The organism is Brucella sp. IR068 (genome assembly GCF_049065885.1).
Classification (GTDB): domain Bacteria; phylum Pseudomonadota; class Alphaproteobacteria; order Rhizobiales; family Rhizobiaceae; genus Brucella; species Brucella intermedia.
In genome coordinates this window covers 28,922-52,311 of record NZ_JBAKHE010000007.1, presented here as the reverse complement: position 1 = coordinate 52,311, position 23,390 = coordinate 28,922, and the positions used below count along the sequence as shown (strand labels likewise).

Here is a 23,390-nt window from a genome sequence, read left to right as displayed (position 1 = left end):
TAGCTATATCTATCCATATAGACCCAAGAATTGCGAAATCGGTCGTTGAAATTCCTTTTGGGCGACCTGCACTCATTATATTCAGCAGATTGGAACTGTCTTGAGCGCTTATCAAAAGACAATTGGTCGTGCGGTTACGCTTTCAGGCGTCGGCGTTCATGGCGGAGCTCCTGCTTCGGCGACATTCTTCCCGGCGGATGCCGACACCGGCATCGTATTCCAGCGCTCCGACCTGAAGGGCAAGGCGCCCGAAGTGCGCGCCCATGTCTCGCAGATCGGTGCGACGGACCTTTGTACGTCTCTCGGGCCGAAAGAGTCCAAGATCGACACGGTGGAGCATCTCATGGCGGCAATCGCCGCTCTCGGGATTGACAACCTTGTCGTGGAAGTCGATGGCCCTGAAGTTCCCATTCTTGATGGTACCTCTGCGCGTTTTATCGAGGCTTTCGATGAAGCGGGTATCGTCACGCAGGAAGCGAAGCGCCGCTTTATCCGCATTTTGAAAACGGTCCGCGTCGAGGCTGGCGGCTCCTGGGGTGAGTTTCGCCCCTTCGCCGGCACGCGATTTGAGGTCGAGATCGACTTCGAGTGCCCGCTGATCGGCCGGCAGAAATTCGCGGACGATGTGGATGAGGCAACCTTTCGCAAGGAGCTTTCCACCGCACGCACTTTCGGTTTCATGAAGGACGTGGAGCGCCTCTGGGCTTCCGGCCATGCGCTTGGTTCGTCGCTCGACAATTCGCTCGTCATCGGTGACGATAATTCGGTCATCAATCCCGGTGGTTTGCGTTTCAAGGACGAGTTCGTCCGTCACAAGACGCTCGATGCCGTTGGCGATCTGGCCTTGGCAGGCCTGCCGTTCATCGGTTGCTTCCGCTCCTATCGCAGCGGCCACCGGCTGAATGCGGAAACCGTGAAGGCGTTGCTGTCGGACAAGTCGGCATTCGATATTGTCGAAGCTTCGGGTGTCCGCAAGAATTCAAGAGCCTCCGATTTCGTTGCCGTGAAGCCGAATATCGCTGCTCCCTGGGCGCTTTGATTTATAGCATGAAATGAGTGGGTATCGGCACATGGCCTTAATTGGGCCGTGTTCGCCGGTTCCCCTCGCAATTGAGTCGGTGCGCCGTTTCCGCGGTGGATTGATCGGGGAGTATCTACCCATGCGGGTGGTCAATACCGGGGACAATTCACACTGGTTACGGGTTTCGACGTGCCGTCCGGCGGATTCGGGCTACTAGACGATTGCCGATTTCGCCTGCATGTGGTTTATGGACGGCCAAAACAGCGTCAGCAATGTTCTTACATTGGCTGGAGCTGAATGTTTTGTATGGATGGAGCAGCCGTGCAGTGCTAGAAGCACGCAACTCCAAACAGGAATGACGCTGCCAGAAGGCCGGAGACCGCATGACGAGTTTCAAATTCAAGGGTGTGACGAAAACCGCGCTGCTTACTAGCGCTATCGCCGTTCTTATCCCGCTCGCCGGTTGTGCCAGCAAGGACGACGACATCGATCTCACCAAATATGTCGAGACGATCGATCCTGCCGACAAGCTCTACAATGAAGGTCTCGCCAATCTGGATGCAGGTCGCCTCGATGAAGCCGCGAAGAAATTCGCAGCCGTCGACCGCCAGCATCCCTACACGGAATGGGCGCGCAAGTCGCTCGTGATGGCTGCCTTCACCAACTACCGCAAGGGCAATTACGAAGAAGCGATCTCGATGGCGAAGCGTTACAACACGCTTTACCCGACTTCGCCGGAATCGGCCTATGCCTATTACATCATTGGTCTTTCCTACTTCCGCCAGATTCCGGACGTGACCCGCGACCAGGCCGCAAGCCGCCGCGCGATCGCCGCGATGCAGGAAGTGGTCGATCGCTTCCCGGATTCCGAATATACGGATGACGCCAAGGCCAAGATCCGCTTCGCCCGCGACCAGCTTGCAGGCAAGGAAATGCAGGTCGGCCGTTACTATCTGGAACGCAAGGAATATCTGGCAGCCATCAAGCGCTTCCGCGGCGTGGTGGAAGAATATTCCAACACCCGTCAGGTGGAAGAAGCACTCGCCCGTCTTGTCGAAGCCTATTATGCGCTTGGCCTGACCTCGGAAGCCCAGATGGCCGCGTCGGTTCTCGGCAAGAACTATCCGGACAGCCAGTGGTACAAGGACAGCTACAAGCTCCTGCAGAGCGGCGGTCTTCAGCCGCGCGAGAATGGCAATTCGTGGCTGGCCAAGGCTTCGGCGCTCATCACCGGCGGCGGCTCATAAGCTGAATCTCACATGCTGTCGCACCTGTCGATCCGCGATATTGTTCTGATTGAAAGGCTCGACATCGAGTTCAAGACGGGCTTGTCCGTGCTTACCGGTGAAACCGGGGCGGGCAAGTCCATCCTGCTTGATTCGCTTTCACTGGCTCTGGGCGCGCGCGGCGACGCCTCACTGGTGCGTCATGGCGCCGATCAGGGGCAGGTGACGGCGGTATTCGATGTGCCGGGCGGACATCCTGCCCGGAATTTTCTGCGCGAAAACGGTTTTGACGATGATGGCGACATCATCCTGCGCCGCCTGCAGATGGGCGATGGCCGCACGCGCGTCTTCATTAATGATCAGGCGGCGAGCGTCGCGCTCCTTCGCGACCTTGGGCGCAAGCTGGTGGAAATTCACGGCCAGCACGACGACCGCGCCCTGATCGATACCGATCTTCATCGTACATTGCTGGATGCCTTCGGTGGTCTCGAACAAGAGGCCGCGGTGGTTCGTGAGCGTCACAAGGCTTGGCGCGACGCAGAAACCGCACTTTCCAAACACCGCGCCCGCGTCGAACAGGCCGAGCGAGAAGGCGACTATCTGCGCTCTTCGGTCGAAGAACTGACGAAGCTCGATCCGCAACCCGGCGAAGAGGAAGAACTCGCTGAACGTCGCGCGATCATGATGAAATCCGAAAAAATCGCCGGTGACGTGAACGAAGCTGGCGAATTGCTGTCGGGACAGGGGTCTCCCGTGCCGTCGCTTGCAAGCCTTGTGCGTCGGCTGGAGCGCAAAATTCCGGAAGCGCCGCATCTGCTGGAACCGGTTTGCAAGGCAATCGACGAAGCGCTCAACAGCCTGGCTCTTGCGCAGGACGGCATCGATCATGCCATGCGCGAAATCGATTTCGATCCCCGCGTACTGGAACAGGTCGAGGAACGGCTTTTTGCGCTGCGTGCTGCCGCGCGCAAATATTCCGTTGCCGTGGAAGGCTTGCCCGCGCTGCGTGACAAGATGGATGCCGATCTTGCCGACCTCGATGCCGGGGCGGAAAAGCTCGTCCAGCTTGAAGGCCAGGCGAGCGAAATGCGTGCGGCCTATGATATGGCTGCCGCCAAGCTCTCCGCTTCGCGCAAGGAAACCGCAGAACATCTGAAGGCCGCTGTGATGGCCGAATTGCCTGCGCTCAAGCTCGAGCGCGCCGAGTTCATCGTCGAAATGACGACCGATCCGGAAGCCCGCGCGGCGGAAGGCATCGATACGGTGGAATATTGGGTGCGCACAAATCCGGGCACGCGGGCAGGGCCCATGATGAAGGTCGCTTCGGGTGGCGAGCTTTCGCGCTTCCTGCTGGCGCTGAAAGTGGCGCTTGCCGATCGCGGTTCTGCTCCGACGCTCGTATTCGATGAAATCGATACCGGCGTGGGCGGCGCTGTGGCGGATGCGATCGGCCAGCGCCTTGCACGGCTTTCGGGCCGTGTGCAGGTGCTTTCGGTTACGCATGCGCCGCAGGTGGCGGCGCGTGCCTCCACCCATTTCCTGATCGCCAAGTCGGCGACCAACGAAGACCGGATGGCGACTTCGATTCGATCCATCGGGGTGGACGAGCGGCAGGAAGAGATTGCCCGTATGCTCGCCGGCGCCAGCATCACCGATGAAGCGCGCGCGGCGGCGGAGCGTCTGCTTGCCGAAAATAGCGCGCTGGCCATTTAAAAGCCTGTCAGCAGTCATTGTGCACCTCGCTGTTTTCGTAGGCGTAATCATATTTCTTGTTTATGTTGGGCGAAACTGAATCAGCAGGTTTTGCTTCGCCTATGACCGATATTCCCGTCGAAAAACTGACCGAGCCTGAAGCCGTTTCCGAACTGGAGCGGCTGGCGCGTGAGATTGCGCATCATGATGAGCTTTATCATGCCAATGACCGGCCGGAAATTTCAGATGCGGAATATGACGCGCTGAAGCGGCGCAACGATGCAATCGAAGCGCGCTTTCCGCATCTGGTGCGGACAGATAGCCCGTCCTTGCGGGTCGGCACTGCGCCGGTTTCCAAATTCGCCCCGATTGTCCATGCGCGCCCGATGCTTTCGCTCGGCAACGCGTTTTCGGATGAGGACGTGCGTGATTTTGTCGGCAGCGTCTACCGATTTCTGGGGCAGTTGCCGGATAATTCCATCGCTTTTACCGCCGAGCCGAAGATCGACGGCCTTTCCATGTCGATCCGTTACGAGAACGGAGTTCTGGTCAGCGGCGCAACACGCGGCGACGGCACGACCGGTGAGAATGTGACCGCGAATATCCGCACCATTGCCGAAATCCCGAACAGGCTACCGGCTGGAGCGCCGTCCGTGGTGGAAGTGCGCGGCGAGGTCTATATGGCCAAGAGCGATTTCCTCGCGCTCAATGAGCAGATGGCCGCTGAAGGCAAGCAGACCTATGTGAACCCGCGCAACACGGCAGCGGGTTCGTTACGCCAACTGGACGCCAAGGTGACGGCGAGCCGAAAGCTGAAGTTCTTCGCTTATGCCTGGGGTGAAATGTCGGACATGCCCGCCGACACGCAGATGGGCATGGTCGAGATGTTTCGCGAGTGGGGATTCCCGGTCAATCCGCTGACAAAGCGGCTTCACGGGGGGGACGAATTGCTTGCGCATTACCGTGCCATTGGGCTCGAACGACCGACGCTGGACTATGATATCGACGGCGTGGTCTACAAGGTCGACCGGCTCGATCTGCAGACGCGGCTTGGTTTCCGCTCGCGCAGCCCGCGATGGGCCATTGCGCACAAGTTTCCGGCAGAACAGGCGACGACGATCCTGCGCGATATCGACATTCAGGTCGGGCGAACCGGCGCGCTGACACCGGTGGCGCGACTGGAGCCGATCACGGTCGGCGGGGTGGTCGTCACCAATGCGACGCTGCACAACGAAGATTATATCAAGGGCATCGGTCTCAAGGGGGAGCGTATCCGCGCGGACGAGCATGACATTCGCCTTGGCGATACGGTCATTGTGCAGCGCGCAGGTGACGTTATCCCGCAGATTGTCGATGTTGTACTGGAGAAGCGTCCGGTCGATGCCGTGCCGTTCCATTTCCCGCATGAATGCCCGGTCTGCGGGAGCCACGCGGTGCGTGAGGAAGGCGAGGCGGTCTACCGCTGTACCGGTGGCCTGACCTGTGCGGCGCAGGCGGTCGAGCGCATTCGCCATTTCGTATCGCGCAATGCCTTCGATATCGAAGGTCTTGGCGAAAAGCAGGTTGAGTTCTTCTTCCACGCCGAGGACGACAGCCTGAAGATCAAATCGCCTGCGGATATCTTTACGCTGCAAAAGCGGCAGGCGGGTTCGCTCAAGAAGCTTGAGAACATCGAAGGCTTCGGCGCGACTTCCGTGAAGAAGCTTTACGATGCAATCAACGACCGGCGCGAGATTGCGCTCAACCGCTTTCTGTTCGGCCTCGGCATCCGTCATGTCGGCGAAGTCAATGCCAAACGCTTCGCCCGAGCCTATCTGTCTTATGCCGCGTTTGAAAAAGCTGCACTGGAAGCCGTCCCGCCGAAAGAAGGCGACCGTACAGACAAAGGTAATGAAGTCTGGCAGGACCTGATCGCGGTAGAGGGCATTGGTTCCATTGTTGCCGAGGCGGTCGTGGATTTTTATGCCGAGCCGCATAACCGCGAAGTGCTGACGGCTCTTCTGGCGGAAGTGACGCCGCTTGATGAGGCGGCGCGCGTTGCCACCGGTTCGCCGGTGGAAGGCAAGACGGTGGTGTTTACGGGCAGTCTGGAGCGTATGTCGCGCGATGAGGCCAAGGCCATGGCAGAACGCTATGGGGCAAAGACCGCCGGATCGGTATCGAAGAAGACCGATCTTGTGGTGGCTGGACCGGGTGCGGGCTCCAAGCTTGCGAAGGCATCGGAGCTTGGCATCGAAGTCATCAACGAAGATGCCTGGTTCAAGCTGGTCGGAGAAGAATAATGGCCCCGTTCAACGGTTTTGGCGAGAAAGCGATCCCGTTTCTGAAAGCTCTGGATTTTCACCAGAACCGCGAATGGTTCGTGGAGAACAAGGAACTTTTCGAGCAGCAATTGAAGGAGCCGCTTGGCGATCTTGTCGAGGAACTGACGAGCCGGTTCGAAAAGGCCGGTCTGCCGTTCAAGGGCGACCGGGTGAAATCGCAGTTCCGTATCAAGCGTGACACGCGGTTTTCAAAGGATAAGGCTCCCTATAATCGTCATCTGTCCGCATTGCTGTCGCAATCGGGCACGAAATGGGACGAGAGCGGATGCTTCTATGTCTGCATCGGCTTGCCGGGTGTGCGCGACAGCTACGCCTGTGTCGCGTGGTGGGGACCGAAGAAAGAACTGCTCCAAGCCATACGCAACTCTATCGTCGAGAAGCCGGAAGAATTCCGCGCCATGGTCGCGAAACTCAAGAAAAACGGTTTGAAGATCAGCGACTACGACCGGCTGAAACGAACGCCGCGAGGTTTTGAAGCCGTCACCGACGACGATCTGCTGGAAGCCATCCGCAATCGGCATTACTCGGTGCGGATGGAAATCGATCCTGAAACGATTACCCGTGCCGATCTGGCGGATCGTCTTGTCGATTTCACCGAACGGGCTCGTCCACTGGTGGACTGGATGCACAAAATCGAAAAGACTGTTCCACAACAATCATGATCATTCATGAATGCATCAGCGGGATTTATGAGTGATGCCCAAATGCGGCATCGCCGTTTAATAGTATGATTTTTTGGGAAATCATATTCCAACGGGCAGCAGAATTTCATAACTACTCTTCATTCGGAGGAGTAAGTATTCGTGAATCAGACTTTTCGGCCCGGAAGGGCTTCAGCGCGCGCCGATATTGTTGACGGTGTCCGGCGTGGACTTCCGCTTGTCGTCGCAGGAGCGCCATTTGGCTTGCTGTTCGGCGCGCTGGCTGTCGATAACGGCTTGTCGCTTTCCGAAGCGGTGTTCATGAGCGCGATCATCTATGCCGGTGCCAGTCAGATGGTGGGGCTCGATCTCTTCAGCCAGAATATTGCGCCGTGGATGATCGTCATGTCGATCTTCGCGGTCAATTTCCGGCACGTGCTCTATTCGGCGACGACAGGTCGCCGCATCCGTCACTTCAAGCTATGGCAAAAGGCGCTGGCTTTTTTCGTTCTGGTGGACATCCAGTATGCGGAAGTCGAACAGCGTGCGGAAGCCGGCAAGCCGGTCACCTTCGCCTGGTACATGGCCCTCGGGCTCACCTTCTATCTGACCTGGGTTCTGGAAGCGCTTATCGGTGGATTGTTTGGCAATCTGATTACCAACCCCTATGCCTTCGGCATCGACTTTCTTTTGCCAATCTATTTTCTCGGCATGGTCATGAGTTTCCGCCATCGCCAGAACTGGCTGCCTGTCGTTATAGCCAGTGCGATTTCTGCGGTCGCAGCCTACAAATTCGTGGGGTCTCCGTGGCATGTTTCGCTGGGCGCGCTTGGCGGAATTGCGCTGGCGGCGATTATCGCAAAACCACGCGAAGGGGAGGCATAAATGTCCACCACGATCTGGATCATTCTTGCAAGTGCGCTCTGTACCTATCTTACCCGCATCGGCGGGCATCTGGTCCTGTCACGCTTCAGCCATGTGCATTATCGGGTGGAAGCGGCGCTCAACGCTGTGCCTGCGGCTGTTCTGACGGCCATTGTGGCCGCACCCGCTTCAGATCACGGCTGGCGGGAACTGCTCGTGTTGGCGGTGTGTATCGTGCTCTCGCTGCGGCTCAGCATGATGACAATGTTCTTTGCGGGCGTAGCGCTCCTGATAGTGCTACGCCATTTTGCTGCGTGAAAGTGCTATTAAAGCGGCGCGGTGGCCGCTTCAAGCCATTTGCGTTCAGCGTCCTTGAGATGGCCGGAGAGCTTCTCGCGCACGCGGGCGTGATAGCTGTTCAGCCAGTCTATTTCCTCCTGCGTGAACAGCGACTTGTCGATCAAGCGCCGGTCGATGGGGCAGAAAGTCAGTGTCTCGAAGCCCATCATCGGAATGTCGCCCCCTTCGGGCACTTCCGGTTCGGTGACGATGATGAGGTTTTCGATGCGGATGCCGAATGAACCCGGTTTGTAATAACCCGGCTCATTGGAAAGGATCATGCCCGGCAGCAACTCCTGCGCGCCCTTCTTCGAAATGCTCTGCGGACCTTCATGGACCGACAGGTAGGAGCCGACGCCATGGCCGGTTCCGTGCGCGTAGTCGAAACCATGCTTCCACAGTGCGATGCGGGCCAGAACGTCGATATCCTGGCCGCGCGTGCCTTTCGGGAAACGGGCGGTGGTGATCGCGATCACCCCTTTCAGCACGAGCGTGAAGGCCTTGATCGTCTCCGGCGACACGCTGCCGATGGGCACGGTGCGGGTGATGTCGGTGGTGCCATCGCGATATTGCGCGCCGGAATCGACCAGATAAAGCTCACCGTCTTCGAGCGTCCTGTTGGTATCGGTGTTGACGCGGTAATGGATGATCGCACCATTTGGCCCCGCACCGGAGATCGTGTCGAAGGATATGTCTTCCAGCGGCATCTGGAAATCTCGCCCGGCATCGGCACGCGATTCTTCCAACTTTCGGGCCGCGCTGATTTCATCGACCGTACCGGGCTTCTGGGCGTCGATCCAGGAAAGGAAATTGACCATCGCCACACCGTCGCGCTCATGTGCTGCGCGCGAGCCATCAAGCTCAGCCTTGTTCTTGATGGCGCGAGGAATACGGGCTGGATCCTTCCCTTCGATCACGCTACCGCCTGAACTGTCGACGATAAGGCGGAGTTTTTCGGCAGCAAGAGCGGGATCGAGAAGGATGGCTTCGCCTTTGACCGCGCGAGCACTGAGATGCCCCTCCAGATCGGCAGGTGCTGCGAGCCTGGTAAGCTGCGTCAGATAGGCACGCGGTTCGATGGCAAGCTTGCGTTCATCAATAAAAAGCTCTGGCTCGCCTTGCGCGGGAATGATGGCAAAGCTGAGCGGAAGCGGCGTGTTGGAAACGTCCTTGCCGCGAATATTGAACACCCACGCGACCGAGGACGGATCGGTGAGGACAGTCGCGCTGGCGCCACTAGCGGCAACGGCCGTCTGCATTTCCCTGATTTTGTCCTCCGCCTCATGACCTGCGAAACGGGCTGGCTGGATCGTGACTTCCGCCGCAGGCACGCCGGGCTGGTCGTCCCAAATGGCGTTGACAAGGTTGATTTCGACTGGAACCAGTTGACCACCCTGGTTTTCGAGCGCCTCGCGCAAAGCGCGGGCTTCCGAAATGGTGTGAAGCCACGGGTCGAAGCCGATATTCAGACCCTTGCCGTTCTCCGCCAGCCAGGAAGCCGGTGGGTTGGTGACGAGGCTTTCATAGGAAAAGACCTTTGGGTCGGTCTGGGCGCGAACCTGCAATTCGTAGCGTCCATCCACGAACACATAGGCGCTGTTCTTGAGGATGAGCGCAGCACCTGCCGATCCGGTGAAGCCGGTCAGCCAGGCAAGACGCTGCGCATGGGGCGGGACATATTCGCCCTGATGCTCATCGGCGCGAGGAACCAGAAAACCGTCGAGGCCAAGCTCGGCCATCTTCGCGCGCAGCTTTGCAACGCGCGGGGCTCCATTGGCCGGATTTGTGGTGACGTCGAAATTCTGAATAGCCATTTTGTAACTCGCTCAAAACAGGAATACGCCGTGGTGCATGCGGCCAGTTAGAGCAGTCTGGTTAAACTGCTCTGACTCTTAGATGTTACGCATTATCCGGAGCAAAACCACTTCGCACTTTTGCTGGAAATGCTTTATTTCAAATGGATCGCCACCCAGCCTTCGCGATGCAGCGTCTTTTGATGGGTGAGACCCTGTGCCTGATAGGCAGCGAGCACCGCATCGTGCTGGCTGTCAAGTATTCCGGAAAGAATGATGGAACCGCCGGACGCGAGATGTTCTTTTAGGGAAGGCGCAAGCTCGATAAGCGGATTGGCCAGAATATTGGCGACGATCAGGTCGAACGGCGAATGGGAACGGAATATCGCGTGGCCGAAGCCTTCGGCCGTTGCCGTGACGATGTGCTCGGCAACGCCATTCTTGGCGGCATTTTCAGCAGCGACCGTAACGGCGACGGGGTCGATATCGGTAGCCAATACCGGAATGGGAGCGAGCTTGGCGATAGCGATGGCGAGAACGGCGCTGCCGGTACCGAGATCAAGCGCATTGGTCGGATGTTCGCTGGTGACGGTCTCCTCGATCAGTTCGAGGCATCCCGCCGTTGTTCCGTGATGGCCGGTGCCAAAAGCAAGACCCGCGTCGATTTCGATGGGAATATCGCCCACTTCGATCTTGTCGCGGTCGTGCGAGCCATGGACGAAGAAACGTCCGGCTCTCACCGGCTTCAGACCATCCAGCGAATGCGTGACCCAATCGATGTCCGGCAGTTCCTCGACGGCAAAAAGGCCCGTACCCACCAGTTCATCGATCCGCCCAGCAACTTCTTCGGCATTGTCCTCGACATAGACCGAAACCTCGAAAACCTGTCGATCTTCATCGATCTCGGTGATTGCTATGGGAAAGCCATCCTCCTCGAAAGCCTGTTCGAGAATGTTGTAGACGCGCTCGGCTTCCGCCTTATCTGCCGAAAAGAAAAGTCGTGACTGGGCCATGAAGTAAAAAGCTCTCTGCTGGAAATGTTCTAGAGCTTCTCCTTAGCTCTTTGCAGCGCCTTTGGCCAGATTCTTCAACTTTTCCAGAGCCGTATCCGGGTTTTCCTGATAGGCGATGGTGCTGCGGAAGCGGCCGCCCTTGTCGAGCAGAAATACCGATGCCGTATGATCCATGGTATATTCGCCGTCTTCACCGGGAACCTTCTTTGCGTAGACGTGGTAGGACTTCACCACATCCGCAATATTCTGCGGCGTACCGGTGACGCCGATGATGCGGTCGGAAACGTTGCCGACATAGGTTTTCATGACTTCCTGCGTGTCACGTTCCGGGTCGACGGTGATAAAATAAGCCTTGATGTCACTGCCCTCCGGTCCGAGCTGCTTCAGCCAGCCATCCATCTCATAGAGCGTGGTGGGGCAGACATCGGGGCAGTGAGTGAAGCCGAAGAAGATGGCCGCCGGCGCAGCGCGCAGGTCGTTCTCGGTGAACGGCTTTCCGTCCATGGTGACGAGGTTGAGTGGGCCGCCAAACGGTTCTTTAGCCGCCTGCTTGTCGCGGAAAAGGTTAAGCCCCGCAGCGCCGACAATGACGACGATAAAGGCGATGATGAAGATGGGCAGGAATTTTTTCATGTCCAGTCAGCCTTGAATTTCCGAACGCGCCTCGTTGCGCTGCTCAACAACCTATCTTTTCTTTATGCATTGCAGAACCGTCGTTAAAGCCGCATCCTGCCATCATGAAGAGCTGGCGGCAGTGTAGGGTCATTTGTTCAATTTTCAATAATTTCTGAAATTTTTGACTATTTGTCGCGTGGGAGATGAACGAGTTTAGGGGACACTTGCTTTGTCTTTCGCAAGGGGGCGAACTGATATATGCCTGAAATGGCAGCGGCATAGGCCGATCTTCGCGGATTTCGCTGTTTGTAGCGATGCTTCGGGTGAATATTCATGACGTCGTCAGATGACCTTCGTTTCCAAAACAGTGAACCTCGCATTCATTCCACTGCTCAGCTGAAATCAGTCAAGCTGGGGCGGTATGCGGATATCGGTGAGCGTGTGATTCTGCGTGAAGTCACGGTCGGCGATTTCACCTATTTCGAGCGGAACGGTGAGGGGATCTATGCCGAGATTGGCAAGTTCTGCTCCATTGCTGCGAATGTCCGCATCAATGCGCTTGAACACCCGATGGAGCGGCTGACGACGCATAAGGTCAGCTACCGGCCAAATGAATATTTTCGTTATCTGGGCGTTGATGGAGAGTTCCGCGCAAGGCGTCAGGCGCAGCGCGTGATCATCGGTAATGATGTGTGGATCGGCCACGGTGCGGTCATCACACCGGGCGTCCAGATCGGCCATGGCGCTGTGATTGGCGCGAACGCCGTGGTCACGAAGGATGTGCCGCCTTATCATGTGGTCGGTGGTGTTCCGGCCCATTTTATTCGCAAAAGGTTCGACAATGCCGTCATAGAACGGCTGCTTGAACTTGAATGGTGGAACTGGCCAGTGGAAAAACTCTACGAAGCGGTGCCGTACATTCAGACGCTCGAGATCGAGGCGTTTCTTGAAAAGTGGAGCGGCTGAATCCGGCTCTTGCAAAGCCGTAATTATTTTCCCACTTTCACGTCACGATAGTTCTGGAGACTGGAAAATATGGTCGGACTGAAGCGTTTTGCCGGTTTGTTGCTTGCTCCAATGATGGTTGTTGCAGCTTCGGCGGCTCCCGCCGAGGAAGTCGGCAAGGTCGGCGTCGACTGGCTTGGAAATGATATCGTCATCGACGCGGTACAGGACCCGAAGGTGCAGGGCGTAACCTGCCATCTGGCGTCGTTCTCACGTGGCATGATCGACCGGTTGCAAAAGGGTAACTGGTTTGAAGACCCATCCAATGCTTCGATTTCATGTGAGCAGACAGGGCCGATCACCATAGGCGACATTGATCTTGGCAAGGGTGGAGAGCGGGTTTTCTCCGAACGCACCAGTCTGATCTGGAAGAAGCTCGTCATCACGCGCATTTACGACAAGACGAACAATACGCTGCTTTATCTCGCCCATGCGACGCAGGTTCAGGACGGTTCCGCGAAGACCTCGCTTTCGACCGTGCCGCTCTATAAGGGCGATGTTACGTGGGCTAAAGGTAAGCCGGAATAACAAAGCTTTTGCTATTCCGGCTTCTTGACCAGATGTTATTCAGATCGGCTGGACGAAGCTGTCGAGAACGCGCTTCTGCCCGGCCTTGTCGAAATCGATGGTGAGTTTGTTGCCGTCGATAAGCGAGATCGTGCCATTGCCGAACTTGATATGAAACACGCGGTCGCCAAGCTTGAAGGCCGATGGCTTGTCTGCCACTGACTTGGCTACCAGTTCGCCGTCTATCGTGCGGCCCTTCACAGAACCACGTCCGGCGCCGAAGCCGGAATCGGTCTCGCCATAGCCGATACGCTCGACGCGGCTGCCGGAGCGCGAGCCCCAGTTATTGCGTGTCGCATCGGAACGGTTCTGCTGTGCGCGCTGCCAGCCGGGCGTCGAATAGGTGTTCTGGAACGGATCGGCCTTATCGAAACGGGACTGCCCATAGCCACCGCCATAACCGCCGTAATTGCCTTCCAGTTCAGCCACTTCCACATGCGCTTCCGGCAATTCTTCCAGAAAACGGGAGGGAATGGTGGATTGCCACATTCCATGAATGCGCCGGTTGGACACGAACCAGATATGCAGATTTTTCTTGGCGCGGGTCACGCCGACATAGGCGAGGCGACGTTCTTCCTCAAGGCCCGAACGGCCACCTTCATCAAGCGCGCGCTGGTGGGGAAACAGGCCTTCTTCCCAGCCAGGAAGGAAGACGGTTTCAAACTCCAGACCTTTGGCCGAATGCAGCGTCATGATGTTGACGGCATCCAGATCCTCGTTCTGCTCGGCATCCATGACAAGGGCGACATGTTCAAGGAAACCACGCAGACTTTCATATTCCTCCATGGAACGGATGAGTTCCTTGAGGTTTTCAAGCCGACCCGGTGCTTCGGCAGACTTGTCATTCTGCCACATAGCCGTGTAGCCGGACTCATCGAGGATGGTTTCCGCCAGTTCCGTGTGCGGGGTATTGTCGATCATTGACTGCCAGCGCAGGAAATTCTCGACCACTTCGCGCAGCGCGGAGCGTGGCTTCGGCTTCAACTCTTCGGTTTCGATGAGGTCGCAAGCCGCAGCGAACATGGAAATGTCGCGTGCGCGGGCATAATCATGCACCTGCCGGATGGCGGCTTCGCCCAACCCGCGCTTCGGCGTATTGATGATGCGCTCCAACGCCAGATCGTCGGCCGGTTGCGCGACCACGCGCAGATAGGCCATCGCATCGCGGATTTCGAGGCGCTCATAGAAGCGCGGACCGCCAATGACACGGTAATTGAGGCCAAGCGTGACAAAGCGGTCTTCGAATTCACGCATCTGGAAAGAGGCGCGAACGAGGATCGCCATGTTGTTGAGGAGGTGCCCCTGACGCTGCGCTTGTTCGATCGCTTCGCCGACTGCGCGCGCTTCTTCTTCGGAGTCCCAGGCGGCATGAACTTTCACCCGTGGATCGTCCGGATTGGGCGCTTCCGTAAACAGCGTTTTGCCGAGGCGGCCCTCATTATGGGCGATCAGGTGTGCGGCGGCGCCGAGAATATGCGCCGTGGAGCGGTAGTTGCGCTCGAGCTTGATGACGACTGCGCCCGGGAAATCCTTCTCGAAACGAAGAATATTGTCCACTTCTGCCCCGCGCCAGCCATAGATCGACTGGTCGTCATCGCCGACACAGCACAGATTGACTTTGTTTTCGCTCACGCCGAGTTCGCGGCGCTCACCGGCTCCGCGGGGGCCTTCGGACGCCCTAGCGGGCTGTATGGGCGCATTTGTGTTTTGTGTTGTGGGAGAGGTATTTCTCGATTGAGGGCGTTGTGCAAGCAAGCGCAGCCAGAGATACTGCGCTGTATTTGTATCCTGATACTCGTCCACCAGAATGTAGCGGAACTTTGCGTGATATTCGCGCAGGATATCCGGATGATTGCGGAAGATGCGGATCGGATGCAGCAGAAGATCGCCGAAATCGCAGGCGTTCAATGTGCGCAGGCGTTCCTGATAGGCTTGATAAAGCTCGCGCCCGCGACCATTGCCGAATGAGCGTGCATCGCCTTCAGGAATATCGGATGGGCCGAATCCCTTGTTCTTCCATCCGTCGATCATGTTGGCGAAGGTGCGCGCCGGCCAGCGCTTGTCATCAAGGCCTTCAGCCTGAATGAGCTGCTTGATCAGCCGGATCACATCATCCGTATCGAGGATCGTGAAATCCGATGTCAGATTGGCAAGTTCCGCATGGCGGCGCAAAAGCTTGACGCCGATGGAGTGGAATGTGCCGAGCCATGGCATGCCTTCCACTGCGCCGCCGACCAGATGGCCGATACGCTCCTTCATTTCACGCGCAGCCTTGTTGGTGAAGGTCACGGCGAGAATCTGGCTTGGATAGGCACGGCCGGTGGTCAGAATATACGCGATACGGGTCGTCAGAACGCGTGTCTTGCCAGTGCCCGCACCGGCAAGCACCAGCACCGGACCCTCTGTCGTCAGCACGGCCTGACGCTGTTCGGGGTTCAGCCCTTTCAGGTAATCGGGTTCGCCGCGCTGCTGGTTGCGTGCTGCCATGGCACGTGCGGCAATGCTGCCGGGAGCAGGCGTGCGGCTTGCCGGAGCGTCGTCATCGCCGAAAAACGGCATATCGTCGGGAAAGTCAGACATTTGACCCGAATGTAATGATTCGTGGCTGAAAGACCAGCGAAAGGGTTAAAATATTCGACTACTCTAATTGAGTAACGCGCCGATCCGTAAAGTTCAGGCGATGAGAAGCCAGCGCTTCGACGAGCCCGCGCAGTTCGGGTTCACGCTGCAACAGATCGTCCAGTTCCGTCATCTGGTTCATGGCGATCAGCCGCAGAATGTCGTCGCGGACGGTCCCATCGGCGCGCCGTGGCAGATGGGCAACCGGCTGGATCAGTTCGACCTTCTGTCCTTTAAGCCTTGCGCGCAGACTTTTCTCGTCTGCGTTCAGCGTTTCCACGAAAGCGTAGATGCCGACGCCCTTGGCTGGAAGTGAATAGAGCGCAAGCGCCACATCGGTTACGCGCGGATCGGATTTCAGTGCCGCACGGATTGCAGGACCTTCGTTGTCGATCCGGTCGCCCGTACCTTCACCGTCCGACCAGCTGAAAATGCCACGGGTGATGAAGTTGTAGACCTTCTTGCCTGTCGCGAGCCAGATGCGGGAGGGCAGCGACCGGCGCGCCAGAATGCGTTTTTCCGTTGGCGTCATCCGGTCCTTGGCGAAGGCACGCTTCTGCTTGAGCAGATGGCGGAAATCCTCATATGCCATCAGGCGATAGAGGGCACCGCGACGGCGATGAACGCTTGCCAGCTGGAAGTCGATGACCGCTGCTTCGCCTTCAGGCGTCATCAGCCAATTCTGTGGCTTGGCGAGATCGTTATGGGTGACACCGAGCCGGCGCATGTCGCGCAGAATGCGATGCGCGGTGCGATACCATTTCGGATCGGAAGGGCGCGCAAGATGCAATGGCGTTCCTTCTGTCCAGGATCGATAAAGCCCGTCCTTGTCGGTGGCGAGGAGTTGTGGGACGCCTTCGATACCGCGCACTGTCTTGAGACCGCGAATTTCGCGCCGGGCCAATATCCAGGCCAGCGGCTTCGACCACCAGGGAGCGGCGCTCACCACGCGACGGATGATGCGGGTTTCGGGATCGTTCACGAAATAGCCGGCATGGGTTTCTGAAAACACGTCGCGCTTGAATACGGCGGTTTCCACAAATTCCGGTATTTGATCGCCTTTCAGAGGCACATCTATATTGGGGTTCTGAACCATAAGGCTCCACTAGTGGATTGCATCCGATCAATCAAGTTTGATGGCCGACAAGCCTTATTGCAATCACGTGATCGAAGGCGCACAAGGAACGCACAGATTTCGTGCAGCTCATCGGGGAAATGCAGAAAATGGCACAAGGCGACGACAGCAAGCAGGCGATTGCGCAGATCATCCGACAGGAACAGGCGCTTATTTTTCCCTCGTTTGACGAAAATGCAGCATTTGCGCTGGGTGCGAGCATCCGCGATATCGCCGTGAAGGAAAAGCTTGGAATCGCCATCGAAATATCCCTGTGGGACCGGCAATTGTTTTATGCAACGACAGCCGGAAGCACAGTGGACAATCAGGAATGGTTGCGCCGCAAGTTCAATGTGGTGCGCCGCTTTCACGCTTCGACCTATCGTCTTGTTCTGGAACAGAACCGCGAGGACCGCATGTTCGCTCCCCACAAGGCGCTGAATGTGGAGGATTACGCGCTGGCAGGGGGCGGGTTTCCGATTTGCGTTGCCGGGGCGGGCGTGATCGGTGCGGTGATCGTATCGGGGCTGCCGCAGCGCGAGGACCATAATCTGGTGATCCGGGCAGTGGCGAAACATCTTGGGCAAGACCCGGTTGCTCTGGCGCTGCCTGCCGTTTGAATATCGAGTTTCGGAGAATGAACGATGTCGCTTGAAAATGTTGTCGCGCTTGCCCGCAACGAGGACGGTATCGCCGCAGCAGTCGGTGTCCTCAAGCAGCGTTTCGGTGAGCGTGCGCAGACCGGTCAGGCTATCCGCGAACAGCACGGCCACACGACAACCTATGTGCCGACGCAGGCGCCCGACATCGTCATCTTTGCCGAGAACGCGCAGGAAGTGCAGGATGTCGTGCGTATATGTGCCGAGCACCGTGTGCCGGTTATCGCTTTCGGTGCCGGTTCGTCGCTCGAAGGGCAGGTGAACGCGCCCGCTGGCGGCGTGTCGCTTGACCTCACCCGCATGAACAAGGTCATTGCCGTTCATGCAGAGGATCTCGATTGCGTGGTGGAGCCGGGCGTTACGCGTCGGGAACTGAATGAATATCTGCGCGACACGGGACTGTTCTTCCCGATCGATCCGGGCGCCAATGCCACGCTGGGCGGCATGGCTTCAACCCGCGCTTCGGGCACGAATGCGGTGCGCTATGGGACCATGCGCGAAAATGTGCTGGCGCTTAAAGCCGTGATGCCCGATGGCCGCCTGATCGAGACCTCCAAGCGCGTGAAGAAGACGGCTGCGGGCTACGACCTCACGAGGCTGCTTGTCGGAGCGGAAGGAACTCTTGGCATCATCACCGAACTGACATTGAAACTACAGGGAATTCCACAGGCGATTTCCGGTGGCATCTGTCCTTTCCCGGATGTGGATTCGGCTTGCCGCACGGTGATCGAAACCATCCAGATGGGCATTCCCGTTGCGCGCATCGAGCTTGTGAACACGCTTCAGATGCAGGCGCTGATACTCCACTCCAAACTGCCTTATGAGGCGCAGCCCTATCTGTTCGTCGAGTTTCACGGCACGGAAAGCGGCGTTGCCGAGCAGGCGGAATTGTTTGGAGAGATTGCTGCGGGCAATGGCGGCGGCGATTTCCGGTGGACACACGATGGAGAGGAGCGCGACAGGCTCTGGCGTGCCCGGCACGATGCCTATCTGGCATCGTTCCTGCTGAGACCGGGTTGCAAAGGTGTTTCGACGGACGTTTGCGTGCCGATTTCGCGTCTGGCCGATTGCATTGGCGAGACGGAAAAGGACCTCGCCGAAACCGGCCTGATCGCTCCGATCGTTGGGCATGTGGGCGATGGAAATTTCCACCTGCTCCTGCTTCTGGACACGGATGATGCGAGCGAAATGGAACGTGCCGAAGCTTTCATGGACCGGCTCGCCAAACGCGCCATCGCCATGGAGGGCACCTGCACCGGTGAGCACGGTATCGGGCAGGGCAAGATGAAGTATCTTACCATGGAATTGGGTGAGGCCACGGATTACATGCGGGCCATCAAACAGGCGCTCGATCCCGACAACATCATGAATCCGGGTAAAATACTGATTTCGTGATTCAAATCAGGCCTTTGAACGATTTTGCCAAGAGTTTGATTCATGCAGGCGTGCATATCGGCGTGGCCGGGATGCAATTTGCCTTGTTGTCGCCGGATCGATGCCGTTATGTTGCGCAGATAAAGACAGCGTGATTCACCGTTTGTTTCACGCTAACTTGCAATCTGTTTGACCGGAGCTGGTTTTTGGGCCGCATATTCGTCATCGTCGGCGGGCTACTCGTGCTGCTGTTGACGGCAGCACTTGTCGTGCCGCCTTTTGTTGACTGGAGCGGCTATCGCGCCGATTTCGAGCGGGAGGCGAGCCGTATTTTGGGCCGCCCCGTCAAAGTCGCCGGTGATGTCAGCGCCCGGCTTTTGCCATTTCCCTCGGTGGCCTTCTCCGATGTGCGTGTGGGGGCCGACGCGGCTCAGCCGGTGATGACCGTCGACACGTTCTCGATGGATGCCGAACTGATGCCGTTCCTGCGCGGCCAGCTTCTGATCTTCGATATGCGTGTCGACCGACCGCGGGCGACGATTTCGCTCGACAGGGATGGCAAGGTCGATTGGGCAATCCGTCCGTCGACGCCGCTCGATCCGGCGAAAATCAAGCTGGAACGACTTTCCGTCAAAGATGGCACCATCACGCTTCGCGAAGAAGCGAGCGGTCGCAGTCATACGGCGACCGAACTCAATGCGGTGATTTCTGCAAACAGTCTGGCAGGTCCGTGGCAGGCCAATGGAAGCCTCGTCTTGCGGGGAGAAAGGCTTGCGATCGACCTGACAAGCGGCGAAGCGAAGCCTGATGGATCGCTGCGCGTGCGGGCTCGAATTTCACCGGATGCAATCCCGGCTACTTTCGAGACCGATGGCGATGTGACCGTAACCGATGGGCGGCTCGACTATGCGGGCGACTTTTCTCTCCGTTCGTCGGATATGGTTGCAAAGACGGGCAAAGACCAGAAGGCGCCGGCGGAAACGCCCTTTTTCAGTGGCGTGCGTGTAACCGGAAAGTTCAAGGCGGATGGCAGTCGCTTCGACGCGAGCGAATTCCGGATGGAACAGGGGCCAGCCGACAATCCTTATGTGGTGAATGGCAAGGCCTTCATCGATTACGGCGAAGAGCCACGTTTCGAAGTCAGCGCCGATGGCCAGCAGCTCTACTGGGGGCCGAACGAAGCCGCCAGCGAAGAACAGACTGGCTCAGACATGCCAATTGCAGACCGGATTGCGATTGCACGCCGTGTTCTTGAGCAATTGCCCATTCCGACCATACCCGGCAATGTGGATTTGCGCCTGCCTGCGGTGATCGCGGGTGGTACGACGATACGCTCGGTCACGGTGAGTGCGGAACCTGATGGAAACAACTGGAATATTCGTCAGTTCGCTGCCGATCTTCCTGGACGAACCAAGGTGGAAGCCAAGGGCACGCTTTCGGTCGGCAAGGATTTCGGCTTCAAGGGCGAATTGCTGGTTGCTTCGCGCCAGCCTTCGGGACTGGCAACATGGCTCAACGAGACAGTCGATGATTCCGTCCGCAAGCTGGACGGTGCAGGCTTCTCCGGTCAAGTCGAACTTCGCGACGGTATGCAGCGGATCGATAATCTTGAAATCGCCTTGGGAAAGACAACGCTCAAAGGCTCGTTTGTTCGCGAAGTAAAGGGGTTGGCGCAGCCTGCAATAACGCTCGCGCTCAATGGCGGTGTGGTGGAAAGCGAAGCACTGCAAGCCTTTACAGGATTTTTCTCGAGCGGTGACGGCCTCGGTCTCCTTGATGGTCAGTCGTTGAATCTGGCATTCAAGGCGGGACCAGTCCGGTATCAGGACATGGAGGCTGGCAATGTCGATATGGCGCTCCGGCTTCATGACGGACGCTTCGATTTCGACCGGCTGATGATCGGCGACGTGGCGGGCACGACACTGACTGCGACCGGCACTTACGAACCCTTTGCCAATACGCCGTCCGGCTCGCTCGACGCGACAATCCTGTCTGCCGACCTTTCGCGGTTCCTGTCGCTGATGGCCAATCGCTATCCCCAGTTGCCGCTGTTCCACGCGCTTTCGATACGGGCAGCCAATTTCCCTAGCCTGTTCGAGGACAGCGAAATCAATGTCATCGCCAACGCAGTTTCGCCTTCGGTACCAGCGGTGGCCCCGGTGCCTGCAAAAACTGCGGCATCAAAAGGCAAGAGCGACCGACCCGCCGAGGCGAAAGCCAAGAATCCTCCCGGTGTTGGCGAGTTTTCGTTCAGCGTTACCGGCAAGGCGGGTGGCATGAAGCTGGACCTGTCGGGGACCGCGAGCGGCGGCGAAGGGGAGAGCGAGCCGTTGCAGATGCAATTGAACGGTACCGCGGCATCGGAACAAGGCGAAGCGGTGCTTGCATTGATCGGATTGCCCACCCTGCCGCTGGGGCTTGCGGGTGAACTTACGGCCGATCTAAGTATGCAAGGTGCACCGAGCGCGGGTATGCGGACGCTCCTCAAGCTCACGGCACCTGACGGGGCAGCGACCGCCGACGGTGTGATTTCGCTGGTTGGCGGTGATATTGCCGCCAGTGGCAAGGCTCAGCTGAAGTCCGCCGATCTGCAACCCTTCATCGCGACGGCGGGTTTCGCCCTGCCTGGATTTGGGGAGGGACTTTCAGCAGACCTTGCCAGCGACTTCCAGTTTGCAAAAGGTATCTTGCGGTTCCCCAATCTGACGGGAAAGCTGGACGGGGAAGAGGTCTCGGCGAGGCTGGAGGCCAATTTTGCCGACAGCGGACTTCCGCAGCTGAAAGGTGAGGCAAAGCTTGCCACGCTTGAGGTCGACAGCCTCGCAGCGATCATGCTCGGGCAGGATGCGTTCGAGCCGGCAAAACCTGTTGCGAAGACGATCTGGCCGCGTGGCGCATTCGCTGTGCGATCATCGCTGCCGCTCCTGCTGGATGTGAAACTCAATGTAGCGCAGGCGCATATGGGCGGCTTCGGGACCGCCACGGAGTTTTCGGCACGGCTTCTGAAGACCATGGACGGCCTTCAGCTGAACGAACTGACTGGTAATTGGGCGGGCGGATATCTGGTCGGCAATGTCTCCTTGAGCAACAGCGACAAGAATGCTCTTCTCTCGACGGAACTCAAGTGGAGTGGCGCAAACCTCAAGGATTTCTACCAGCTGGAGACCGGTGCTGCGCCGATTGGCGGCGTAGTGAAAGCTGCCGTCAATCTGAACGGAAGTGGCGAGAGCGTGGCGGCGCTCGTCGGATCGCTAGCCGGAACTGCAAGTTTCGACGTGGAGAATTTTACCGTCAATGGTCTGGACGGGGCGGCATTGCCCGCGATGATCGCGGCAGCTGACGCGGCGGGCGATCAGTCGTCTGGCCCGGACAAGCTCGCTTCGAAGCAATTTGTCGGTATTGCCGACAAGGCTATGGGGCAAGGTATGTTCACGCCGGGTAATGCGCGGTTTGACTTTACCATTAGCGGCGGTGTCGCGCGTATGGCTGCGGCGAACCTGAATGACGGCAATGCAGTCCTTCTCGGTGATCTGCAATTCGATCTGTCCACGCTCGGTATTGGCGGAAACGGCAGTCTGACGTTCCAGAACGATGGCGGTTCCGATACCGGCATCTCACCGCAGGTAGCCTTTTCTCTGGGGGGCACCTATAGCGTACCGGAAGTGACTTTCGATAAGCAGCCCTTGATCCAGTTCCTCACCCAGCGTGCACTCGAGCGCGAGCAGGAGCGTGTTGAATCGATGCAGGCGAGCCTCATGGAGAAGCAGCGTCTTCGCCGCCAGCTTGGACTTTTTGAGGCGGATGAAGAGGAACGCAACCGCTTGCAGCGTGACGAAGAGGCAAGGCGCCGTTCTGAAGCAAAGGCGCGTGAAGTGGCCCGGCAAGCCGCAGAGGAAGCGCAACAGCTTGAGGCGCAGAAGCCGCAGGCCGCTCCGGCGGGAGGGACGAATGCTCCCCTCGCATCGCCGGACGGCGGGCAATCCCTCAACGAATTTCTGAAAAGCCTGGAGCAAGTGCCTGCTGCTCCGGCACCTCAGCCTTGAGGCAATCGGGATTTGAGCCAATCCAGAACGTGGAGCCTCAGCGCGGAAGACAGGTTGATTGACCTGTCACGCCTGCCATCGATTTCTGCGATCAAGCTTGCAACGGACATCTCGCGCGCACCTGCAATTTCTTCAATCAACTCAAAGAACGGGTCTTCGAGTGTATAGCTCGTCGCATGTCCGCGAATACTGACGGAATGTTTACGTAACCGTCCCGGCGCGTTCACTTTTCCGCGTCCGGTTTGTCGCTTTTCTCCAGGCGGTTCTGATCCAGAAAACGCTGCGCTTTTGTCATTTCCGCCTGCGTAAGAACCTTTTCGGATTTCGTTCGTCCGAAATGAACGCGGTTCTGGTCCGCGTGTTTCTCTTTCTCAGCGCGGGCTTTCTGTTTTCTGAACTGCCGTAGGTTGACAATATCGCTCATGGAACCACGCGGAAACGTTGAAGATTTTTCGAAAAATTACCGCGTTTAGGTCCGAGC

General features: G+C 57.8%; 19 protein-coding genes. 12 read left to right on the top strand and 7 right to left on the bottom strand.

The window, feature by feature from the left end:
• Positions 1–100: 100 nt before the first annotated feature.
• From lpxC to ACOWVS_RS13295, 7 genes are all read left to right on the top strand, one after another.
• Positions 101–1,039 carry a UDP-3-O-acyl-N-acetylglucosamine deacetylase gene (gene lpxC, locus ACOWVS_RS13325; protein ID WP_021586877.1) on the top strand — a complete coding sequence of 313 codons (939 nt, stop codon included), beginning with the start codon at positions 101–103 and terminating at the stop codon, positions 1,037–1,039.
• 365 nt (positions 1,040–1,404) lie between these two features.
• The gene (locus ACOWVS_RS13320) at positions 1,405–2,268 is read left to right on the top strand and encodes an outer membrane protein assembly factor BamD (RefSeq protein WP_021586876.1); all 864 of its coding nucleotides are present in this window, start codon (positions 1,405–1,407) and stop codon (positions 2,266–2,268) included.
• Between the two features lie 12 nt (positions 2,269–2,280).
• The gene (gene recN, locus ACOWVS_RS13315; protein WP_021586875.1) at positions 2,281–3,960 is read left to right on the top strand and encodes a DNA repair protein RecN; all 1,680 of its coding nucleotides are present in this window, start codon (positions 2,281–2,283) and stop codon (positions 3,958–3,960) included.
• Positions 3,961–4,061: 101 nt separating this feature from the next.
• Positions 4,062–6,221, top strand: a complete 2,160-nt coding sequence (ligA, locus tag ACOWVS_RS13310) for an NAD-dependent DNA ligase LigA (RefSeq protein WP_025090504.1) — start codon at positions 4,062–4,064, stop codon at positions 6,219–6,221.
• Positions 6,221–6,925, top strand: a complete 705-nt coding sequence (locus ACOWVS_RS13305; RefSeq protein ID WP_021586873.1) for a DUF2461 domain-containing protein — start codon at positions 6,221–6,223, stop codon at positions 6,923–6,925. Before ligA ends, ACOWVS_RS13305 begins: the two co-directional genes overlap by 1 nt.
• A gap of 141 nt (positions 6,926–7,066) precedes the next feature.
• Positions 7,067–7,789 carry an AzlC family ABC transporter permease gene (locus ACOWVS_RS13300; RefSeq protein WP_021586872.1) on the top strand — a complete coding sequence of 241 codons (723 nt, stop codon included), beginning with the start codon at positions 7,067–7,069 and terminating at the stop codon, positions 7,787–7,789.
• Positions 7,790–8,086: an AzlD family protein gene (locus ACOWVS_RS13295; protein WP_021586871.1), complete on the top strand. Its 297-nt coding sequence runs from the start codon at positions 7,790–7,792 to the stop codon at positions 8,084–8,086. It begins immediately after the preceding gene.
• Between the two features lie 8 nt (positions 8,087–8,094).
• On the opposite strand, the gene ACOWVS_RS13290 is transcribed toward ACOWVS_RS13295, so the two are convergent.
• The 3 genes from ACOWVS_RS13290 to ACOWVS_RS13280 all read right to left on the bottom strand — a co-directional run bounded on the left by ACOWVS_RS13290 (position 8,095) and on the right by ACOWVS_RS13280 (position 11,546).
• Positions 8,095–9,921, bottom strand: coding sequence for an aminopeptidase P family protein (locus ACOWVS_RS13290; protein WP_021586870.1), 1,827 nt, complete (start codon positions 9,919–9,921; stop codon positions 8,095–8,097).
• Between the two features lie 134 nt (positions 9,922–10,055).
• A complete protein-coding gene (locus ACOWVS_RS13285; RefSeq protein ID WP_021586869.1) occupies positions 10,056–10,913 on the bottom strand; it encodes a 50S ribosomal protein L11 methyltransferase in 858 nt (285 codons plus the stop codon).
• A gap of 42 nt (positions 10,914–10,955) precedes the next feature.
• Entirely contained in the window at positions 10,956–11,546 is a 591-nt protein-coding gene (locus tag ACOWVS_RS13280; RefSeq protein WP_006467205.1) for an SCO family protein, read from the bottom strand.
• A 315-nt stretch (positions 11,547–11,861) separates the two neighbouring features.
• On the opposite strand from ACOWVS_RS13280, the gene ACOWVS_RS13275 reads away from it, so the two are divergent.
• Positions 11,862–12,494, top strand: coding sequence for a DapH/DapD/GlmU-related protein (locus tag ACOWVS_RS13275; RefSeq protein WP_021586868.1), 633 nt, complete (start codon positions 11,862–11,864; stop codon positions 12,492–12,494).
• 69 nt (positions 12,495–12,563) lie between these two features.
• On the top strand, positions 12,564–13,061 hold the full coding sequence (locus ACOWVS_RS13270) for a CreA family protein (protein ID WP_021586867.1): 498 nt from the start codon (positions 12,564–12,566) through the stop codon (positions 13,059–13,061).
• A 39-nt stretch (positions 13,062–13,100) separates the two neighbouring features.
• Here ACOWVS_RS13270 and ACOWVS_RS13265 read toward each other — a convergent pair whose 3' ends face one another.
• Entirely contained in the window at positions 13,101–15,680 is a 2,580-nt protein-coding gene (locus tag ACOWVS_RS13265) for an ATP-dependent helicase (protein ID WP_021586866.1), read from the bottom strand.
• 58 nt (positions 15,681–15,738) lie between these two features.
• Positions 15,739–16,815 carry a serine/threonine protein kinase gene (locus tag ACOWVS_RS13260; protein ID WP_006467201.1) on the bottom strand — a complete coding sequence of 359 codons (1,077 nt, stop codon included), beginning with the start codon at positions 16,813–16,815 and terminating at the stop codon, positions 15,739–15,741.
• Between the two features lie 128 nt (positions 16,816–16,943).
• On the opposite strand from ACOWVS_RS13260, the gene ACOWVS_RS13255 reads away from it, so the two are divergent.
• From ACOWVS_RS13255 to ACOWVS_RS13245, 3 genes are all read left to right on the top strand, one after another.
• Positions 16,944–17,453: a heme-degrading domain-containing protein gene (locus tag ACOWVS_RS13255; protein ID WP_021586865.1), complete on the top strand. Its 510-nt coding sequence runs from the start codon at positions 16,944–16,946 to the stop codon at positions 17,451–17,453.
• A gap of 24 nt (positions 17,454–17,477) precedes the next feature.
• On the top strand, positions 17,478–18,887 hold the full coding sequence (locus tag ACOWVS_RS13250; RefSeq protein ID WP_021586864.1) for an FAD-binding oxidoreductase: 1,410 nt from the start codon (positions 17,478–17,480) through the stop codon (positions 18,885–18,887).
• Positions 18,888–19,072: 185 nt separating this feature from the next.
• Positions 19,073–22,909 (top strand): AsmA family protein, encoded by a 3,837-nt coding sequence (locus ACOWVS_RS13245; RefSeq protein ID WP_021586863.1) that lies wholly within the window; start codon positions 19,073–19,075, stop codon positions 22,907–22,909.
• On the opposite strand, the gene ACOWVS_RS13240 is transcribed toward ACOWVS_RS13245, so the two are convergent.
• Together ACOWVS_RS13240 and ACOWVS_RS13235 are read right to left on the bottom strand one after the other, a co-directional pair.
• Positions 22,900–23,136 (bottom strand): ribbon-helix-helix domain-containing protein, encoded by a 237-nt coding sequence (locus ACOWVS_RS13240; RefSeq protein WP_021586862.1) that lies wholly within the window; start codon positions 23,134–23,136, stop codon positions 22,900–22,902. The two genes, ACOWVS_RS13245 and ACOWVS_RS13240, sit on opposite strands and share 10 nt — an antisense overlap.
• Positions 23,133–23,333, bottom strand: coding sequence for a DUF4169 family protein (locus ACOWVS_RS13235; RefSeq protein ID WP_021586861.1), 201 nt, complete (start codon positions 23,331–23,333; stop codon positions 23,133–23,135). The genes ACOWVS_RS13240 and ACOWVS_RS13235 overlap by 4 nt, the downstream gene beginning before the upstream one ends.
• Between the last annotated feature and the right edge of the window lie 57 nt (positions 23,334–23,390).

Coding starts and splice junctions, on each gene's coding strand:
- ACOWVS_RS13320 (WP_021586876.1), top strand. CDS start 1,405: ATGACGAGTTTCAAATTCAAGGGTGTGACGAAAACCGCGCTGCTTACT.
- recN (WP_021586875.1), top strand. CDS start 2,281: ATGCTGTCGCACCTGTCGATCCGCGATATTGTTCTGATTGAAAGGCTC.
- ligA (WP_025090504.1), top strand. CDS start 4,062: ATGACCGATATTCCCGTCGAAAAACTGACCGAGCCTGAAGCCGTTTCC.
- ACOWVS_RS13305 (WP_021586873.1), top strand. CDS start 6,221: ATGGCCCCGTTCAACGGTTTTGGCGAGAAAGCGATCCCGTTTCTGAAA.
- ACOWVS_RS13295 (WP_021586871.1), top strand. CDS start 7,790: ATGTCCACCACGATCTGGATCATTCTTGCAAGTGCGCTCTGTACCTAT.
- ACOWVS_RS13290 (WP_021586870.1), bottom strand. CDS start 9,921: ATGGCTATTCAGAATTTCGACGTCACCACAAATCCGGCCAATGGAGCC.
- ACOWVS_RS13285 (WP_021586869.1), bottom strand. CDS start 10,913: ATGGCCCAGTCACGACTTTTCTTTTCGGCAGATAAGGCGGAAGCCGAG.
- ACOWVS_RS13280 (WP_006467205.1), bottom strand. CDS start 11,546: ATGAAAAAATTCCTGCCCATCTTCATCATCGCCTTTATCGTCGTCATT.
- ACOWVS_RS13275 (WP_021586868.1), top strand. CDS start 11,862: ATGACGTCGTCAGATGACCTTCGTTTCCAAAACAGTGAACCTCGCATT.
- ACOWVS_RS13270 (WP_021586867.1), top strand. CDS start 12,564: ATGGTCGGACTGAAGCGTTTTGCCGGTTTGTTGCTTGCTCCAATGATG.
- ACOWVS_RS13265 (WP_021586866.1), bottom strand. CDS start 15,680: ATGTCTGACTTTCCCGACGATATGCCGTTTTTCGGCGATGACGACGCT.
- ACOWVS_RS13260 (WP_006467201.1), bottom strand. CDS start 16,815: ATGGTTCAGAACCCCAATATAGATGTGCCTCTGAAAGGCGATCAAATA.
- ACOWVS_RS13255 (WP_021586865.1), top strand. CDS start 16,944: ATGGCACAAGGCGACGACAGCAAGCAGGCGATTGCGCAGATCATCCGA.
- ACOWVS_RS13250 (WP_021586864.1), top strand. CDS start 17,478: ATGTCGCTTGAAAATGTTGTCGCGCTTGCCCGCAACGAGGACGGTATC.
- ACOWVS_RS13235 (WP_021586861.1), bottom strand. CDS start 23,333: ATGAGCGATATTGTCAACCTACGGCAGTTCAGAAAACAGAAAGCCCGC.